Genomic DNA, 16,724 nt, shown 5'->3' with positions numbered 1-16,724 from the left:
TTACTCCTGCACCGGATGCAACAGCGCGCTCAGTTCCTGATGAACGCGCGCTGGCTGAATATCGATCAGGCTCTGGTGATAACCTTGCTCGGCATCACCTTTGCGGACTTTGTGATAACCGGTGATCAAACGAATAATGCGCGCGTGCTGGGACAACGGCGGCGTGAAGTCCGGGCTGCTTGGGCCATACAGCGCCACCAGCGGACGATTCAATGCAGCAGCGATATGCATCAGGCCGGAATCGTTACTGATTACCGCCGCGCAATTCGCTAACAGAATCACCGCTTGCTCCAGTTGCGTCTCACCGGCCAGATTTTTGCAGTGCGCACGCGCCACTTCAGACAGCGTCTGCACAATGGTGTCGCCAGTTTCGCGGTCTTTCGCTGAACCGAATAGCACCACCTGATAACCTTCGCCAATCAGCTGCTCTGCCAGCGCGGCATAATGATAATGCGGCCAGCGCTTCGCCGGGCCAAACTCTGCGCCTGGGCAAAAGCCGATCACCGGGCGATCGGCCGACAGCGCAAAATGTGCCGCCGTCATCTGCTTTTCATCGTCATCAACACGCAATTGCGGCCACAGCAATGGCTGTGGCAGCTGCTGCGCGGAAGCAACCGGTTTGTCATAGCCGAGCGCCACATAGCGCTCAACCATCAACGGAAAGGCCGCTTTGTCCAGCACGCGCACATCATTCAACACGCCATAGCGCATCTCGCCGCGCCAGCCAGTGCGACGTTTGATCCCGGCGAAAAACGGCACCAGCGCAGATTTGAAGGAGTTCGGCAGTACATAGGCGCGGTCATAGCCGCTGGCCTGCAGGGTTTTCCCCAAACGACGACGTTCGCCCAGCGCTAATGCGCCATGGCCGAGCGGCATCGCCAGCGCCTGATTCACTTCCGGCATACGCGACAGCAATGGGCGGCACCAGGCCGGTGCCATCACGTCGATTACCGCTTCAGGATGCTCAGCCTTGAGCGTGCGATAGAGACTTTGCGACATCATCATATCGCCGACCCATGATGGGCCAATAACCAGAATTTTCATCGCTGCTGCCGATTTCCTTATGCGTTACGGTTCAGCCATGCCATGTATTCACCCACGCCTTGCGCGACGGTTTTAAACGGCTTGTCGTAACCCGCTGCACGCAGATTGGTGAGGTCGGCTTGGGTAAACGCCTGATAACGGCCTTTCAGCTTGTCCGGGAACGGAATGTATTCAATCTGGCCCTTCTGATGGAAGTTCAGCACCGCATCCGCCACTTCCTGGAAAGATTCAGCGCGCCCGGTACCGCAGTTGTAGATACCGGAAACACCGTTTTCCCAGCACCACAGATTTACCGCCACCACGTCATCAACGTGGATGAAATCGCGGCGGAAATCGTCGCTGCCTTCGAACAGTTTTGGATTTTCACCGTTGCTGATTTGCGTGTTGAGGTGGAACGCGACGCTCGCCATGCCGCCTTTGTGGCCTTCACGCGGACCGTACACATTGAAGTAACGGAAGCCGCACACCGGCGATTCGGCTTCAGGCAGAATCTGGCGCACATAGTGATCGAACAGCATTTTCGAGTAGCCGTATACGTTCAGCGGCTGCTCGTACTGGCGCTCTTCGATGAAGTTCTCGTTGCGGCCGCCGTAAGTGGCCGCAGAAGAGGCGTACAGGAACGGGATTTCACGCTCGAGGCAGAAGTGCAGCAGATCTTTCGAGTACTGATAGTTGTTATCCATCATGTACTTGCCATCCCACTCGGTGGTCGCGGAACACGCACCTTCGTGGAAAACGGCTTCGATGGGGCCGAGATCTTCGCCAGACATGATGTAGCTGAGGAATTCCTCTTTATCCATGTAATCAGCGATGTCGAGATCCGCCAGATTCACGAACTTGGTGCCATCCTTCAGATTATCCACCACCAAAATGTCGGTCAGACCGCGATCGTTCAGCGCTTTAACAATGTTGCTGCCAATCATGCCAGCGCCACCGGTTACGATAATCATATGCTTTGCCTTTAAAGAGTTGGGGGGAAACAGGAGGTTTCACCCACGAATACCTATCATCATAACATTTCAGCCAGACGCAGGCAGCCAGATGACTCCGTAAGCGCTGCACAAATCCTGTCCGCAGCGTGAACTATGCTGCAAAACCGAGATATTGATGGCTGAAATATCGTCTATTCGCTTTTCGATCAGTAATATGTGCCAAAATTTTGCTATCTGAGGAGCAGAATCATGTCCAGTCAGTTTTATTCGCAAATTCGTCAACAACTTGAGACAACACGTCAGGACGGATTGTTCAAACGAGAACGCACCATCACATCGGCACAGCAGGCAGAAATCAACGTTGCCAACAGCCCGCCCGTTATCAACTTTTGCGCCAATAACTATTTGGGTTTAGCCAATCATCCGGCATTGATCCAGGCGGCGAAAGACGGCATGGATTCACACGGTTTTGGCATGGCCTCGGTGCGCTTTATCTGCGGCACGCAGGACATCCACCAGCAGCTGGAACATAAGCTGGCTGAGTTTCTCGGCATGGAAGACGCGATTCTGTTCTCGTCCTGCTTTGATGCCAACGGTGGCCTGTTTGAAACGCTGCTCAGCGCTGAAGACGCGATTATTTCCGACGCCCTCAATCACGCCTCGATCATTGATGGCGTGCGTCTGTGCAAAGCGCAGCGCTATCGTTACGCCAACAATGACATGAGCGAGCTGCGTGCGCGTTTACAGGAAGCACGCGATAAAGGCGCGCGTCACATCCTGATTGCCACCGACGGCGTGTTCTCGATGGATGGCGTGATCGCCAATCTGCAGGGCATTTGCGATCTAGCCGATGAGTTCGATGCGCTGGTGATGGTCGATGATTCTCATGCGGTGGGCTTTGTCGGTTCTGCCGGACGCGGCACGCACGAATATTGTGACGTGATGGATCGCGTCGACATTCTGACCGGCACGCTGGGCAAAGCGCTGGGTGGTGCATCGGGCGGCTACGTGGCAGCGAAGAAAGAAGTGGTTGAATGGCTGCGTCAGCGCTCGCGTCCGTATCTGTTCTCCAACTCGCTGGCGCCGGCAATTGTTGCCGCCTCGCTGCGCGTGCTGGAGCTGCTAAGCGAAGGCGACGGTTTACGTCAGCGCCTGTGGGAAAACGCCCGCTTCTTCCGCGAGAAAATGACTGCTGCAGGTTTCACGCTGGCCGGCGCCGATCACGCCATCATCCCGGTAATGCTGGGCGATGCCAAAGTGGCGCAGCAGTTTGCCAACCTGTTGCAGCAGGAAGGCATCTACGTCACCGGCTTCTTCTATCCGGTGGTACCGCAAGGCCAGGCGCGTATCCGTACGCAGATCTCTGCCGGACATACGCAGGCGCAGCTGGAGCACGCCGTGGCTGCCTTTACCCGCATTGGTCAACAGCTGGGCGTTATTTCAGGAGCAAGTAAATGAAAGCACTCGCCAAATTAAAAGCCGAAGAAGGCATTTGGATGGTTAAGGACGCGCCGATTCCCGAACCCGGCCATAACGACCTGCTGATTAAGATTCGTAAAACTGCTATCTGCGGCACCGACGTACACATCTATAACTGGGACGACTGGTCGCGCAAAACCATTCCAGTCCCGATGATCACCGGCCATGAATATGTGGGCGAAGTGGTAGGAATGGGTCAGGAAGTTAAGGGCTTTGCCGTGGGCGATCGCGTTTCCGGTGAAGGTCATATCACCTGCGGCCATTGCCGCAACTGCCGCGCCGGACGCACGCATCTGTGCCGCAATACGGTAGGCGTTGGCGTCAATCGTCAGGGCTGTTTCGCTGAATATCTGGTGATTCCGGCATTTAACGCCTTCAAAATTCCTGACAACATTTCCGATGAACTGGCGGCGATTTTCGATCCCTTCGGCAATGCGGTGCACACCGCGCTGTCGTTCGATTTGGTAGGCGAAGATGTGCTGATTTCCGGTGCTGGGCCAATTGGCATTATGGCGGCGGCGGTGTGTAAGCACGTCGGCGCGCGCCATGTGGTGATCACCGACATCAACGACTATCGCCTCGAACTGGCGCGCAAAATGGGTGTAACGCGCGCCGTGAACGTGGCGCAGGAAAATCTGCGTGACGTGATGGCTGAACTCGGCATGACCGAAGGCTTTGATGTGGGTCTGGAGATGTCCGGTGCGCCAGCGGCGTTCCGCACTTTGCTGGAAGTGATGAACCACGGCGGCCGCATCGCGCTGCTCGGCATTCCGCCGGGCGAGATGTCAATCGACTGGAATCAGGTTATCTTTAAAGGCTTGTTCATCAAAGGCATCTACGGCCGCGAGATGTTCGAAACCTGGTACAAGATGGCGGCGCTGATTCAGTCTGGCCTCGATCTCACGCCGATCATCACCCATCGCTATCACATTGATGAGTTCCAGCAGGGCTTTGATGAAATGCGTTCGGGACGATCCGGCAAAGTGGTGTTGAGCTGGGATTAAACCTTTCTCCGGCCTGATGGCCGGAGAATTTCAGGACTGCTGTTTTTCCGCATCCGTCAGATAACGTACTTTGCGCGTATAATCCTGGCCTCTAAAAGTGAGAGGCTGAGTGGGATCATGTAAATACTTTTGCCATTCACTCAATGGAAAACCACCGTGCGCGCCAATGACTTCTGCGGGGATTGTCGCCGGGGTGCCACCAATCTTTTTTGACACAGGCCAATTCGCCCATTCACCTAAATTAACTGTGCGTAGATCCAGCATATCCAATAAGGCGGCAAGAGGAAGCTGATCTGTCGGCGGTTGACTATCGTTCATTAATTCCCAGGTGTCCTGAAATAGCGTTAACCATAGTGGACAAATGCGTTTCCAGGTTTGTCGGGTTGCCGCCAAATAGGCGCCATTAACGTGGTCTTCAAAATAAGGTCTTATTGACGGCCGGTAATAGGCGGGAATGGCATGTTTTTCTGCACCCTCCAGCTTGGCGATCATTTTTCCGTTACGGAAACTAGAATAAAGGTGACCTGCATGCATGCGAATATCGGGGGATTTAAGCAAATTCAGATCCGAATCAATCATTAAAATACCGTTACCTTTTGCTTGTAAAGGCGCCTGAATTTTAATTAAACGGCTGCGGTAGATTTGCTTGTAACGATAGCTCTCTTCACGATGAGGAACATCTAACGTTACCACACGACTATTGTGTGGAAGTTTGCCAAAAACCTGCACAGGCTGATCGCTAACGATAACAATCTCTTTCATTTCGGGCGCAAACCGACTGGCAAACTCGGCGCTTAATAACGCTTCTTCAACATAGTCAGCACCGGTACAAGGTATGACAACAGAGGTAACCGGAACATCGCCCTGCGTACTGCTTTGCGAATAGGGGATATTATGACGCCCACGAATATGCCGACGATTTTTGTTTAAAAAATCAAACATCCGTTTTCCTTTCAATACTCTTATCCAATATCATTTCAACCCCCGCGACATAGTGTTCAATCGCGTAGCATTCACGCACGCGTAATTCCGCAGTACTAATAAGTCGCTGGCGTAAGCTTGCATCTTGCCATAAGGCGGTAAGATGAGCACTTAATTGCTTAACATCGCCATATTCAAAAATTAATCCAGTCTCATTGTGGTTAATTAACTCTGAGGTGCCCACGACATTCGAACCAATAACGGCCGTTTTCACCAGCATGGCTTCCAGCACTACGCGCGGTAAGCCTTCACTGCGCGAGGCGAGAATAAAGGCATCAAACGCTGCGAGGTAATCCAGCGGGTTGTTTTGAAAACCGGTAAAAACAACATTCGTTTCAATGTTTTCTTTAAGTGCCAGCTGAACCAGATTTTCATGTTCCGGCCCGGAACCCACCACCACCATTTTCCATTTAGCTTCAGGATGCATGCGTTTAAATTGGCCTAGCGCCTGGAAAATATGATGATTCGCTTTACGTGTAATAAGGGATCCGATCGAGCCAAAAATAAAAGTATCAGGCGAATAAGCAAAGCGCTCGCGCACTTTCTCGTGATCCGGTAATGCCTGATGGATATCGATGGCGTTTGAAACAGTAAAGCAACGCTGCACATCAACCCCGCTCTGGCGCAGCGTCTGGTTTACGCCATGCGAAACCGCGATAACGGCATCAACACGTTCATTAACCATCTCGACCAGCGCAGAGTTCATTTGCGGCTCAATGCGGCAGTGTTGAATTAGCGCAACCGGCATACCCTGAACAGCGCGATAGCCTTCAACATTGGTGCTGGGCTGATTATTCATATACAGCGCGTCATATTGCCCTGCATGCAAAATTGATGAAATCTGTTTTGCGTTTGGCAACACACGCCATTTTTCATCAACCCGACCAATCATCTGCTTCTTCAGCGAACGGTTAAAAATGAATAGCGTGCGTAACAGCTCTTTAGCGATTTTCGCCCATTTCGGCTGACGACGCTGGGCGATAAAAACCACCGGAATGCCAATCGAATTGAGAATTGACTCAATGGTTTCACTGTTGCCGCGAGAATAGTTGTTATAGAAGCAGCAGGTAATATCAAATTTCTGTCGATCAATGCGCTTGAGCAACTCGAGCATACTGTTGGTACCGCCGCCCCATTCGCGGCCGGTATCCAATAGCAGAATTTTTCTTCTCATTGAATTTCCTTTTCCCGATCTCAGAAGAGCTGCTTTATTGACTGAACCAATGGGCTTTGCACAATGCTTTCACTGATCAACTCAACGGCGTGGCTCTGCGGCACTGGCGCTAACGGTTTGTTCGGTTTACATACGCCTGGCGCGCGGAAGCGTTGAGGCTGCGTTTTGGATGGCGGCGGAGTCGTGCCCTGATGCAGCGGCTCATTCAGTAACTGGCTTGGCCGCACTAACGTGATATCGGCGGGTAATGTCGGCAGCATCTGCTGCAGGACGCGCACCGTCGTGGGATGCGGATGGCCAATGGCGATGGCATAACCATCGCGCTGCGCCAGTTTCACCGCGCGGGTAAACTGTATGCGAATTGAAGCTTCATCCTGGCTATCATCAAGGAACACGCGACGTTTCAGTACTTTAACGTTGGTGCCTTGCGCGGCCGGGATCGACTGACTGTTGCCAATCGTCATGCTATCGAGAAAGTAGTAGTTGTAGTGATTGAGCACCTGCATCACTTTCTGCATGCCGGGCAGGCTGGATGTCATTTTGCTGCCCATATGGTTATTCAGGCCGACGGCGTAAGGCACTTTGCCACTGGCTTCACGAATAATCCGCTCGATTTCCGTGCTGCTCATCTCTGGCGTTAGCGTGTCTTTCTCCAGCGGCTGTTTGCTGAGCGGTGCCATCGGCAGGTGAATCAGCACTTCGCGACCGCCCTGATGCGCTTTCGTCGCCATCTCACGCGCATGTGGCGCATTCGGCAGGACCGCAACGGAAATCGCAGTAGGCATCTGCAGCACTTTATTCTCTTCTTTTGGCCGATAACCGAAGTCGTCGATCACGATGGAGAGTTTTCCCGCATGGGCGGAAAGTGATAGAAACAGGCCGCACAGGGCGGCCGAGAGCTTAGAGGGTTGAAACAAAACTTATCTTCCTAACCACGGTAGTGGATTGACGGCCTGTCCCTGGCGTCGGATTTCAAAGTAGAGCGAAGGCGTGCCGCGGCCGCCGCTGGTGCCCACAAGGGCGATAGGCTGTCCTGCCTTCACCTGAGCACCCACGCTCACCAGTGCGCTTTGGTTGTAGCCATAAAGGCTCATATCACCTTTACCGTGTTCCAGAACCACAACCAGACCATAGCCTTGTAGCCAGTCGGCCATCAGTACGCGTCCATCTGCGATGGCTTTCACTTCAGTGCCTTCTGGCGCATCAACCACCAGACCTTTCCAGCGCAATTCGCCCTGCATCGATTCACCGAAGCGATGTTCAATGCGTCCACGTACCGGCCAAACCGCTTGCCCGCCGGGCTTGCCTAATCCGCCGGTACGCGCCATCAGCTCGCGCTCACTCTGCGTTGGCTGATAGTTTGATCCTTTGGCTTTCGCCTGTGCCTGACGTTGACGCACTTTTTCCGCCTCGCGCGCTTCCCGTTCGGCACGTTCACGCGCTTCACGCTCAGCCTTGGCGATTTTGCTCTGCAATCGGCTTTCGTTCTCACGCATCTCAACCAGGTCAGCCTGATCTTTCTCCAGCGAGCTTTCCAGTGCGGTGAGCGTTTTCTTACGCGCCGCGCTAGCTGCTTCCAGCTTGTTTTGCTGCGTCTGCTGCTGAGCTAACAACGATTTTTGCTGATCCTGTTTACCCTGCAATGATTGGCGCTGTTCCGCTAATTGCTGTTGGGTTTGCTTGAGATCGTCGATGTTTTTCTGGCGTGCGGCGTTGAGATAGCCGAAATAGGCAAGAATACGCTCACTGCGCTGGGCTTCTTCGCCACCAAGCAGCAACTGTAGACCATTATGCTGTCCCTGACGAAAGGCGGCATCAAGCTGTTGTGCCAGCAGTTTTTCCTGCTGCGCTTGCTGCTTTTCCAGCCGCGAAATAGAGGAGGTGACCTGCGCGATTTCACCTTCGAGCGTGCTGAGGCTGTTACGCGTTTCGCGCAGCTGACGGCTGGCCTGCGCAATCACTTTTTCCTGACTCTGCAGTTGATCCAACAGCTTACTGCGCTGCACTTTCTGTGCTTTAACGCTTTTCTCTTTCTCGGCGATATCCTGCTGAATGGACTTCAACTGCGTTTTACTGTCATCCGCACTGCGAGCGGCAGCAGGAAGTAATAATGTGCCTGCCAGAAGCAGACTCAGGGAGATTTCGGGCCAGCGGAATGACAACGGAAGCGCAGTGCCGTTGTGACGGGTCCTTGTGTGTGTAACGGTCGCTTTTCCCTTCATAGTCGATAATTATTCCACGATGAACAGCCGCTTACCAGTTAGCCCGGCCGGGTTTTACTTTGCTAAAAATGTCTGTACCGAGCTTACCGGCATAAACTTTGTCTTAATTTTGGGATTAGAACACTTTTTTTGGAAAATGACGCACAAATCGTAACTCTGTCCCCTTAGCGACTGTACATGCGAAGTGGCGCAGGTATACTCAGAACCCTTGTTTTAGCTTATCAGCCCGGTTTGGAGTCGTTACCCCTCATGCAAGAAATTATGCAGTTTGCAAGCAATCACCCCATCCTCAGTCTGGCATGGGTTGCTTTACTCGTTCTCGTGATTGTGACCACCGTTAAAGGTATGTTCTCTAAAGTAAAAACCATCAGCCGTGGTGAAGCAACCCACCTGATTAACAAAGAGGACGCGGTGGTGGTAGACGTTCGTTCACGTGACGATTACCGCAAAGGACACATTTCTGGGGCTATCAACGTAGCGGCAGCAGACATCAAAAAAGAGAGCTTTGGCGAGCTGGAAAAGCACAAGTCACAGCACATAATTGTAGTTTGCGCGACCGGTCAAAGTGCGGGCGAATCTGCGGCGAAATTGAGCGCAGCGGGCTTCGAGAAAGTCTCCGTACTGAAAGATGGCGTGAGCGGCTGGAGTGGTGAAAACCTGCCACTGGTGCGCGGTAAATAACTTCTTCGAGGTAACCGTATGGCAAATGTAGAGATCTACACCAAAGTCACTTGTCCTTATTGCCACCGTGCAAAGGCGTTGTTGGATCAGAAAGGCGTGTCGTACCAGGAGATTCCCATTGACGGGAACGCGGCGAAACGTGAAGAGATGATTCAACGCAGCGGTCGCACGACGGTGCCACAAATTTTTATTGATGCGCAGCACATTGGCGGCTGTGACGATCTTTACGCGCTGGATGGGCGTCAGGGACTTGATCCTTTACTCCAGGCATAACTTTTCGGTCAGACAATTTTAACTCACAGGATTTAGACACATGTCAGAGCAAAGCAACAGCGAAATGCAGTTCCAGATTCAACGTGTTTACACCAAAGATGTTTCTTACGAAGCGCCAAACGCACCGCAGGTTTTCCAGAAAGAGTGGGAACCGGAAGTGAAGCTGGACCTGGACACCGCCTCTTCTCAGCTGGCTGATGGCGTTTTTGAAGTCGTTCTGCGTGTTACCGTAACCGCAACCGTTGGCGAAGAGACCGCATTCCTGTGCGAAGTTCAGCAGGCGGGTATTTTCACCATTAGCGGTATCGAAGGCACGCAGATGGCACATTGCCTCGGTGCTTACTGCCCGAACATTCTTTTCCCGTATGCACGCGAATGCGTAACCAGCCTTGTGTCTCGTGGTACTTTCCCGCAGCTCAACCTGGCGCCAGTTAACTTTGATGCGCTGTTTATGAACTATCTGCAGCAGCAAGGTGAAGGCGAAGCGCCACATCAGGATGCCTGATGACTACACTCAATGCTTCAATTAGCGTCATCGGTGCCGGCTCGTACGGCACCGCATTGGCCATCACGCTGGCCCGTAATGGCCATCCGGTTCTGCTCTGGGGCCACAATCCTCAAAGCTTGGCGCAGCTGCAAGCTGACCGCTGCAATACCGCTTTCCTGCCCGATGTTCCTTTCCCTGATAATCTCGTTCCTGAAGCCGATCTGGCTACCGTGGTTAACGCCAGTCGCGATCTGCTGGTCGTGGTGCCGAGCCATGTATTTGGCGACGTGCTGACGCAGCTTAAGCCGCATTTGCGTGCCGATTCACGGATTGTCTGGGCGACTAAAGGACTGGAAAAAGAGACCGGCCGTTTGCTGCAGGATGTGGCGCGTGAAATCCTTGGCGATGCCATTCCGCTAGCGGTGATTTCCGGACCCACCTTTGCCAAAGAGCTGGCTGCTGGCATGCCTACGGCCATCGCACTGGCATCGACTGATGCGGAGTTCGCTGACGACCTGCAGCAGAAGCTGCACTGTGGTAAAAGTTTCCGCGTCTATAACAATCAGGATTTCATCGGCGTGCAGTTAGGCGGCGCGGTGAAGAACGTGATTGCGATTGGTGCGGGGATTTCTGACGGCATAGGCTTTGGTGCCAACGCGCGTACTGCCTTAATCACCCGTGGTCTGACGGAAATGAGCCGTCTCGGCGCAGCGCTGGGTGCCGATGCCACCACCTTTATGGGCATGGCCGGTTTAGGCGATTTGGTGCTGACCTGTACCGATAATCAGTCGCGCAACCGTCGTTTCGGCATGATGCTGGGGCAAGGTGAGAGCGTAGACGATGCGCAACGCATTATCGGACAAGTTGTAGAAGGCTACAGAAACACTAAAGAAGTCAAAGCATTGGCCGCGCGTGTCGGCGTAGAAATGCCGATTACTGAGCAGATTTATCAGGTGCTCTATTGCGGAAAATCAGCGCGAGAGGCAGCATTGACCTTACTTGGCCGTGCAAGGAAGGACGAAAACAGCCAAAGCTGAAGCAGGATGCGCCAGCGTCACCACCTGTAGCGCCCCATCAGGCGCTTTTTTTATCGGGAGCAAACAGCAATGTCGTCTGAAGAGTTAGAACTGGTCTGGAACCATATCAAAGCCGAAGCCAGAGCACTGGCCGACTGTGAACCGATGCTGGCCAGCTTTTACCATGCGACATTGCTTAAACACGAAAACCTCGGCAGTGCGCTCAGCTATATGCTCGCCAACAAGCTGGCGAACCCGATCATGCCCGCTATCGCTATTCGCGAAATCGTGGAAGAAGCCTATCGTGAAGACCCAGAGATGATTGTCTCCGCGGCCTACGATATTCAGGCTGTGCGTCAGCGCGATCCCGCTGTTGATAAATACTCCACGCCGCTGCTCTATCTCAAAGGTTTCCACGCCTTACAGGCCTATCGCATTGGCAACTGGTTATGGAGAGAAGGTCGCCGCGCACTGGCGGTTTATCTGCAGAACGAAATTTCCGTCTCGTTTGCCGTGGATATTCACCCGGCGGCGCGCATTGGTCGCGGCATCATGCTTGACCACGCCACCGGCATTGTTATCGGCGAAACGGCCATCATCGAAAATGACGTTTCAATCCTGCAATCGGTGACGCTCGGCGGTACCGGTAAAACCAGCGGCGATCGCCATCCGAAAATCCGTGAAGGTGTAATGATTGGCGCGGGTGCCAAGATTCTGGGCAACATTGAAGTAGGACGCGGTGCGAAAATCGGTGCCGGTTCCGTTGTCCTGCAGCCCGTACCGCCGCATACCACGGCGGCCGGCGTGCCTGCGCGCATTGTCGGTAAACCGACCAGCGATAAACCGTCGATGGATATGGATCAGCACTTCAACGGCGCGGGCTTTGAGTACGGCGACGGCATTTAGCCTTTGATCAGTGCGCCAGCATAATCGAGCTGGCGCCACGCTTCATACACCACCACAGACACCGCATTAGACAGATTCATGCTGCGGCTTTCCGCCATCATCGGAATACGGATTTTCTGCTCAGCGGGCAGCGCGTTGAGGATCTCTGCGGGTAAGCCGCGACTCTCCGGACCAAACACCAAATAATCCCCCTTTTGATAGCTCACCGCGCTGTGCGCAGGCGTTCCTTTGGTGGTGAGGGCGAACATGCGCTGCGGTGCTTCCGTCGCCAGAAATGCCGCGTAATTGGCGTGTTTTTTTAAGGCGGTATATTCGTGGTAATCCAGCCCGGCGCGTCGCAGGCGTTTATCATCCCAGGCAAAGCCTAGCGGTTCAATCAGGTGTAACTGGAAACCGGTATTTGCGCACAAGCGAATGATGTTGCCGGTATTTGGCGGAATTTCAGGTTCAAATAAGACAATGTTTAGCATAAGGCCCCCAGAAACGAGGGCCGAAGCATAACAAATTATTGGCGGGCGGAGTACAGCGGCAGCCACAGCGTGAGGCGTAAACCCCCGAGCGGGCTGTCATCGGCTTTGACCCAGCCGCGATGCTGCTGGATGGCCGTTTCGACAATCGCCAGGCCTAAACCCGTGCCGCCTGATTCACGATCGCGCGCCTCATCGGTGCGGTAGAACGGACGGAAAATCTGCTCGCGATCTTCTGGGCTGACGCCCGGACCATCATCATCGACGTGGATGGTGATGCCTTCGATATCCACCGAGAAGCTGACGCTGATATGCGAATTCGAATAGCGCAGCGCATTACGCACGATATTCTCAAGCGCACTCTCCAGCGCATGTGGATTACCGTACAGCGGCCACGGGCCAGGCGGATAGGGCACTTCCATTAGTTTGCCCATCTGCTCGGCTTCAAATTTGGCATCTTCCAGCACGCCGTTCCACAGCTGGTTGGCCTTCATTGCCTCGCTAACCAGTGCGTTATTGTGTTGAGTGCGTGACAGCACCAGCAAATCGTTAATCATGCCATCAAGACGCTGCGCTTCCGTTTCGATGCGCTGCAGCTCTTTGCCTTCACCATTACGGCGACGCAGTAACGCGGTTGCCAGCTGCAAGCGAGTCAACGGCGTACGCAGTTCATGGCTGATATCAGATAGCAAACGCTGTTGCGCCGTCATCATGCGTTCGAGCGCGCTCACCATTTGGTTGAAACTCGAACCCGCTGCCAGAAACTCTTGCGGTCCCGATTCCAGTTCCGGATGCTGACGCAAATTGCCGCTTGCCACTTCATCCGCCGCATATTTAAGTTTGCGGGCGGGACGCGCCAGGCTCCACGCCAGCCACAGCAGCAGCGGTGAACTGATCAGCATGGTGACAATCAGCAGCAGTAGCGGGCGGTCAAACAGCAGATTGACGAAATCCAGCTGTGAGCTGGTGGCAGGACGAATCAGGTAGAGCTGATAGTTGTCTTCGCCATCGCGCACCGCGAAAGGCCCAACCATTTCAACGCGACCATACTTTTTCTTTTGTGGGTGGTCGGCGTTATCCGACTGCCCAATAAAGTTGCGGATGATCTGCATTTCATTGTGCTGCGCGCCAATCACCCGGCCTTCGCTGGTCACCAATAACAAGCGCTGGCCGGGCGGCGCCCATTTGTCGATGGAGCGGAACAGGCGACGCCACCACATTAAGTCGTTTGGCGGATCCTGAGACAGCTCCGCTTCAACGTGCTGTTCAATCATGGTGCCCTGACGCTGCTCGCTTTCCAGTAATGCGGTCATCTGGCGCGAATCGAGTTTGGGCACCATCAAAACCAGCATCAACACCAACGCTAGCGTGAGCCAGAAGATGGCGAAGATGCGGGTGGTTAAACTTCCAATCATGATGCCGAAACCATCAGATAGCCGCGTCCGCGCAGGGTTTTAAACCACGGATGACCATCACGACGTTCCGGCAATTTACGGCGCAGATTAGAAATGTGCATATCGATAGCGCGGTCAAACGGTGTCAGACGTTTGCCCAACACTTCCTGACTCAGGTGCTCACGCGATACCACCTGACCCAGATGCTGTGCCAGCAAATAGAGCAGAGTGAACTCGGTGCCGGTGAGATCCAAGGTTTCGCTATCAAAGCTGGCTTCCTGGCGACCTGGATTCAGGCGCAGGCAGTCGACTTCCAGCGTCGGTGAGCTGTTATCATGCTGCTGTTGCTGCTCGCTCCAGTTTGAACGACGCAAAATGGCACGGATACGCGCCACCAGTTCACGATCGTTAAACGGTTTAGGCAGATAGTCATCTGCGCCCAGTTCAAGGCCCAGAACACGGTCCAGTTCGCTGCCACGTGCAGTCAGCATAATGACCGGAGTTTGGTGCTGTTGGCGTAGTTCTTTCAATGTGTCGATACCGTTCTTCTTCGGCATCATGACATCAAGCAATAACAAGTCCACGGTGTTATCTAGCAGGTTAAGCGCCTGCTCACCATCGCTTGCCACAATGACTTCAAAACCTTCCATCTCAAGCAGTTCTTTAAGCAGCGAAGTTAATTCGCGGTCGTCATCAACCAACAGGATTTTATTCATTTTTTATTGCCCTCCGCAGGCAAAATACCGTGTTCCTTGACTTGCAATCCAACGCTTTACGTAGTTTTACACCCCCTGACGGATGTTTGCAGCCACCGCCGTACACTGGCTCTCGTTGAATCGCAAAACGGAACGAACTGGGAGTTAACGATGCGCTACTTAACCGCCGTCGTCATTGCCTCAGCGATGGTTCTCAGTCACGCCAGCGCCGAAGCAGCAGACACGACGACGATTGACGAGATGCATCCGAACAGCGGATTGACGACAGGCAGTATGACGCAAAATCCGCAAAGCTACATGTTCGATGGCATTGAGCTGACTGAACAACAGCGGCAACAGATGCGAGACCTGATGCAGCAAGCGCGACACGAACGCCCAACAATCAGCGTTCAAGATATAGAAACTATGCATGACCTTGTCATTGCAGACAAATTTAACGAATCGGCTATTCGACAGCAGGCAGAGAAACAAGCCCGCGCAGCGATAGAACAGCAAGTCGAAATGGCTCGGGTTCGTAATCAGATGTACCACCTGTTAACGCCTGCACAGCAAGCGACATTGCAGAAAAATTATGAGCGACGATTGGCTGAAGTTCGTCGGCTCTCAGGATTGCAGCCATCATCACCGCTGCAAGCAGTGAGTAGTACCAGCAGTAACCAGTAACATAGTATCCCTGTTTTCCTTGCCATAGACACCATCCCTGTCTTCCCCCGCATGATGCGGGGGTTTTTTTTGCTTGTCATTTCTCTCTAACATCATTGTCTTAAAATTCAATCACGCAGCACACTTCTGCCGATGATAAACTTTAGCCATCTTGAGACCTAAAGGCCGCACCGATGAAGCGTGCGACCCGGCGAGGCATAGCATGGATTCTTCCTATGCAAAGTTAGTCAATCGGGCGGCGTTAGCGGCGACTACGCTGGCGACGCTGCTGTTAATCGTTAAAATTTTCGCCTGGTGGCATACCGGTTCAGTCAGCATGTTGGCGGCCTTAGTGGATTCATTGGTGGATATCGCCGCTTCTCTCACCAACTTGCTGGTGGTGCGCTATTCATTACAGCCGGCCGATGACGATCACACCTTCGGCCATGGTAAAGCCGAATCATTGGCCGCGCTGGCGCAGAGCATGTTTATCTCCGGCTCGGCGCTGTTTCTGTTTCTCACCGGTATTCAGCATCTGGCATCGCCCGAAACCTTACATGCGCCGCTGGTGGGCATTGTGGTGACGGTGATTGCGCTGTTTTCAACCCTGACATTGGTTGCCTTCCAGCGCTGGGTGGTGCGTCGCACGCGTAGCCAGGCGATTCGCGCAGACATGCTGCACTATCAATCTGATGTGGTGATGAACGGCGCAATATTGGTCGCCCTTGGTTTGAGCAGCTATGGTTTTGTACGGGCGGATGCATTGTTCGCGCTCGGCATCGGTGTTTACATTCTCTATAACGCCTTGCGGATGGGCTATGACGCGGTACAGGCGCTGCTAGACCGCGTACTGCCCGAGCATGAAACGCAGGAGATCATTAACGTGGTGACCAACTGGCCAGGCGTACGTGGCGCACATGCACTGCGCACGCGGCAATCGGGCCCGACGCGTTTTATCCAACTGCATCTTGAGATGGAAGATCAGTTGCCGCTGGTGCAGGCGCATCAGGTGGCCGATCAAATTGAGCAGGCATTACTAAAGAAGTTTCCCGGCTCAGACGTGATCATCCATCAAGATCCCTGCTCTGTTGTGCCGAGCAATCAGCACGGATTTTTTCAAGGTTAGCGATTTAAAATCATGCAATTACACAAAAAAAGTGACGTAACGCTAACAACTCTGTAAAAAATTAGCGAAAACTTGTCTGACCTGAATCAATTCAGCATCAAGCGTTTGATATACTATTTTGCAACTATTAAGCCATGCGATCGCGAGCTGGTCCACGCCGGACACATGGCAGGAATAATC

Annotated in this window: 18 protein-coding genes; 9 read left to right on the top strand and 9 right to left on the bottom strand. The window is 53.4% G+C overall.

What is annotated here, in order from left to right; translation table 11 throughout:
• Together rfaF and rfaD are read right to left on the bottom strand one after the other, a co-directional pair.
• Positions 1-1,044, bottom strand: a complete 1,044-nt coding sequence (gene rfaF, locus AC6I8A_RS19065) for an ADP-heptose--LPS heptosyltransferase RfaF (protein WP_479490373.1) — start codon at positions 1,042-1,044, stop codon at positions 1-3.
• Between the two features lie 17 nt (positions 1,045-1,061).
• Positions 1,062-1,994, bottom strand: coding sequence for an ADP-glyceromanno-heptose 6-epimerase (gene rfaD, locus AC6I8A_RS19060; RefSeq protein WP_008109718.1), 933 nt, complete (start codon positions 1,992-1,994; stop codon positions 1,062-1,064).
• Positions 1,995-2,225: 231 nt separating this feature from the next.
• Here rfaD and AC6I8A_RS19055 point away from each other — a divergent pair, with 231 nt between their 5' ends.
• Positions 2,226-3,434 carry a glycine C-acetyltransferase gene (locus tag AC6I8A_RS19055; protein WP_256697829.1) on the top strand — a complete coding sequence of 403 codons (1,209 nt, stop codon included), beginning with the start codon at positions 2,226-2,228 and terminating at the stop codon, positions 3,432-3,434.
• The gene (gene tdh, locus AC6I8A_RS19050; protein WP_265303038.1) at positions 3,431-4,459 is read left to right on the top strand and encodes an L-threonine 3-dehydrogenase; all 1,029 of its coding nucleotides are present in this window, start codon (positions 3,431-3,433) and stop codon (positions 4,457-4,459) included. Before AC6I8A_RS19055 ends, tdh begins: the two co-directional genes overlap by 4 nt.
• A gap of 30 nt (positions 4,460-4,489) precedes the next feature.
• Here tdh and AC6I8A_RS19045 read toward each other — a convergent pair whose 3' ends face one another.
• The 4 genes from AC6I8A_RS19045 to envC are packed head-to-tail and all read right to left on the bottom strand — an operon-like array spanning position 4,490 to position 8,836.
• Positions 4,490-5,401, bottom strand: coding sequence for a hypothetical protein (locus tag AC6I8A_RS19045; RefSeq protein ID WP_256697826.1), 912 nt, complete (start codon positions 5,399-5,401; stop codon positions 4,490-4,492).
• Complete coding sequence (locus AC6I8A_RS19040; protein ID WP_497818906.1) at positions 5,394-6,614, bottom strand: glycosyltransferase; 1,221 nt, start codon at positions 6,612-6,614, stop codon at positions 5,394-5,396. Before AC6I8A_RS19040 ends, AC6I8A_RS19045 begins: the two co-directional genes overlap by 8 nt.
• 20 nt (positions 6,615-6,634) lie before the next feature.
• The gene (locus tag AC6I8A_RS19035) at positions 6,635-7,531 is read right to left on the bottom strand and encodes a divergent polysaccharide deacetylase family protein (protein ID WP_497818905.1); all 897 of its coding nucleotides are present in this window, start codon (positions 7,529-7,531) and stop codon (positions 6,635-6,637) included.
• A gap of 3 nt (positions 7,532-7,534) precedes the next feature.
• Positions 7,535-8,836, bottom strand: coding sequence for a murein hydrolase activator EnvC (gene envC, locus AC6I8A_RS19030; RefSeq protein WP_497818904.1), 1,302 nt, complete (start codon positions 8,834-8,836; stop codon positions 7,535-7,537).
• 249 nt (positions 8,837-9,085) lie between these two features.
• Here envC and AC6I8A_RS19025 point away from each other — a divergent pair, with 249 nt between their 5' ends.
• The 5 genes from AC6I8A_RS19025 to cysE all read left to right on the top strand — a co-directional run bounded on the left by AC6I8A_RS19025 (position 9,086) and on the right by cysE (position 12,199).
• A complete protein-coding gene (locus tag AC6I8A_RS19025; RefSeq protein ID WP_008109709.1) occupies positions 9,086-9,517 on the top strand; it encodes a rhodanese-like domain-containing protein in 432 nt (143 codons plus the stop codon).
• 18 nt (positions 9,518-9,535) lie between these two features.
• Positions 9,536-9,790, top strand: a complete 255-nt coding sequence (gene grxC / locus AC6I8A_RS19020; protein ID WP_097095602.1) for a glutaredoxin 3 — start codon at positions 9,536-9,538, stop codon at positions 9,788-9,790.
• Positions 9,791-9,830: 40 nt separating this feature from the next.
• Positions 9,831-10,295, top strand: a complete 465-nt coding sequence (gene secB, locus AC6I8A_RS19015) for a protein-export chaperone SecB (RefSeq protein ID WP_007885330.1) — start codon at positions 9,831-9,833, stop codon at positions 10,293-10,295.
• Entirely contained in the window at positions 10,295-11,314 is a 1,020-nt protein-coding gene (gpsA, locus tag AC6I8A_RS19010; protein WP_256697819.1) for an NAD(P)H-dependent glycerol-3-phosphate dehydrogenase, read from the top strand. The genes secB and gpsA overlap by 1 nt, the downstream gene beginning before the upstream one ends.
• 69 nt (positions 11,315-11,383) lie before the next feature.
• Positions 11,384-12,199 (top strand): serine O-acetyltransferase, encoded by an 816-nt coding sequence (gene cysE / locus AC6I8A_RS19005; protein ID WP_008109705.1) that lies wholly within the window; start codon positions 11,384-11,386, stop codon positions 12,197-12,199.
• Here cysE and trmL read toward each other — a convergent pair.
• The 3 genes from trmL to cpxR are packed head-to-tail and all read right to left on the bottom strand — an operon-like array spanning position 12,196 to position 14,776.
• A complete protein-coding gene (gene trmL / locus AC6I8A_RS19000; protein ID WP_256697818.1) occupies positions 12,196-12,669 on the bottom strand; it encodes a tRNA (uridine(34)/cytosine(34)/5-carboxymethylaminomethyluridine(34)-2'-O)-methyltransferase TrmL in 474 nt (157 codons plus the stop codon). The genes cysE and trmL overlap by 4 nt on opposite strands.
• Before the next feature lie 35 nt (positions 12,670-12,704).
• On the bottom strand, positions 12,705-14,081 hold the full coding sequence (gene cpxA / locus AC6I8A_RS18995) for an envelope stress sensor histidine kinase CpxA (protein WP_008109701.1): 1,377 nt from the start codon (positions 14,079-14,081) through the stop codon (positions 12,705-12,707).
• Positions 14,078-14,776, bottom strand: coding sequence for an envelope stress response regulator transcription factor CpxR (cpxR, locus tag AC6I8A_RS18990; protein WP_007885339.1), 699 nt, complete (start codon positions 14,774-14,776; stop codon positions 14,078-14,080). The genes cpxA and cpxR overlap by 4 nt, the downstream gene beginning before the upstream one ends.
• Before the next feature lie 150 nt (positions 14,777-14,926).
• Here cpxR and cpxP point away from each other — a divergent pair, with 150 nt between their 5' ends.
• Both cpxP and fieF read left to right on the top strand, forming a co-directional pair.
• Complete coding sequence (gene cpxP, locus AC6I8A_RS18985) at positions 14,927-15,439, top strand: cell-envelope stress modulator CpxP (protein ID WP_008109700.1); 513 nt, start codon at positions 14,927-14,929, stop codon at positions 15,437-15,439.
• A gap of 202 nt (positions 15,440-15,641) precedes the next feature.
• Positions 15,642-16,544, top strand: a complete 903-nt coding sequence (gene fieF / locus AC6I8A_RS18980; RefSeq protein ID WP_008109699.1) for a CDF family cation-efflux transporter FieF — start codon at positions 15,642-15,644, stop codon at positions 16,542-16,544.
• The last annotated feature ends 180 nt before the right edge of the window (positions 16,545-16,724 follow it).

The organism is Pantoea sp. X-Soil-ISGK-275 (assembly GCF_059730795.1).
This window is presented reverse-complemented; position numbering and strand designations above follow the sequence as displayed.